We start from the raw sequence: 1,252 nt of genomic DNA, 5'->3' as shown, positions 1-1,252 counted from the left end.
GCATTGACCACGTAGCGGTTCGAGAGATAGCGCCCTTGGCCCTGCGCGCGACCCTGGTGCACGCTGATGTAGCCGCACTCGACCAGGGTTCGGCGGTGGCGGTAGTAGGTGTTGCGCGACATCGCGAGGTGGGTGCAGATCGTGTCCACGGACGGGAACAGCGAATGGGTGCCCGCGCCGGCATGGGCGCAGAAGTAGGCGTAGACGCCCTTGGCCGACGACGACAGGCGGGTGTCCTCGGTCGCCTTGGCCGAGACGATGCCGAAGCCGCGCTCCATGAGGTCGCCGCCGAAGACGACGACCGCGCCGTCGCGGTCCAGGATCTCGAACGTCTCGTCGAGCTCGTCGCGGATGCGGCCGGCGGGCTGTGCCGCCATGCCGCGCTCCTTTGCGCTACTCACGGCACTGCACCCCCTCCCGCACGACCTCGGCGGGGATCGGGACCATGCAGAGCTCCCCGTCCCGGTCCTCGCCGTAGGGCGTCACGATGTCGACGATGTAGCCGCCGCGCTCGAGCGCGGCCAGCGCCTCGTCGTAGTCGCGGCGCGGCAGGCCGGCCTCGGCCGCCGCGATGTCGCGCGCCGGGCACTCGATCGCCACCGACATGGGATCGCGCGCCACGATGCAGCAGAAGACCGACTTCTGCTCGAGCGTGAGGTCGCCGTCGTCGAAGATCGGGCGGATACGCCGCGCCCAGAACCTATCGCCGACCGTCATCCTCGCCGCGCCGGCCTGATTCCCGGCGGAATCTTTCCTTCCCATATGCCATCCCTCCATGGTCATCCATCGCGGGCCCAGGCCCGCATCCTGTGTCTGTATCTACCCAAATGTGCAGATGCGCAACCGCACAAATGCGTAAAAACGAAAATGTGCGGTTGCGTATATGCGCATATGCGTACATGCGTATGTATGCTGGTGTGTGGGATGAAAAAGGCACAGGCCGTTTGGACCCGTGCCTGAATCAGCGCGCGTCGACCTTGAGGAAAGTCGATACCTTGATCTCGCTCTGCCCGCCGGCCTCGGCCCTGCGCGGCCGTCCGTCGAGAAACGATGCCGCCCTCGCCTCGGCCAGCTCCCCCTCGAGCACCACGGCGACGCCGGGGGCGAGGGAGGCCGCCACGGCCATCGCCACCGGGCCGAACGCGACACAGTGGAACCTGTGCTCGACGCGGCGCGAGCCCGCCGCCTTCTCCTGGGACAGGCAGAAGCGCGCATGCGCTGGTCCCCTGTCCGGCTCCGTGAACTCCACGGG

3 protein-coding genes are annotated in these 1,252 nt (G+C 67.8%); all 3 read right to left on the bottom strand.

Annotation, left to right across the window (positions count from 1 at the left end; all coding sequences use genetic code 11):
* Positions 1-377 (bottom strand): helix-turn-helix domain-containing protein (locus tag ACMO6A_RS00180; RefSeq protein ID WP_418470619.1); only part of this gene is annotated, 377 nt, incomplete at its 3' end.
* A gap of 16 nt (positions 378-393) precedes the next feature.
* Positions 394-777: a hypothetical protein gene (locus tag ACMO6A_RS00175; protein WP_418470618.1), complete on the bottom strand. Its 384-nt coding sequence runs from the start codon at positions 775-777 to the stop codon at positions 394-396.
* 184 nt (positions 778-961) lie between these two features.
* Positions 962-1,252, bottom strand: a 291-nt coding sequence (locus ACMO6A_RS00170; protein ID WP_418470617.1) for a hypothetical protein, incomplete at its 5' end; no start/stop codon positions are given.

Source organism: Eggerthella sp. (assembly GCF_048329335.1).
In the GTDB taxonomy this organism is placed as follows: domain Bacteria; phylum Actinomycetota; class Coriobacteriia; order Coriobacteriales; family Eggerthellaceae; genus Eggerthella; species Eggerthella lenta.
Note: the sequence above shows the minus strand (reverse complement) of the source record. Positions and strands in the feature narration are given on the sequence as shown.

Bases quoted from the DNA above. Each gene is read 5' to 3' on its own strand.
- ACMO6A_RS00175 (WP_418470618.1), bottom strand. From the start codon at position 777: ATGGAGGGATGGCATATGGGAAGGAAAGATTCCGCCGGGAATCAGGCC.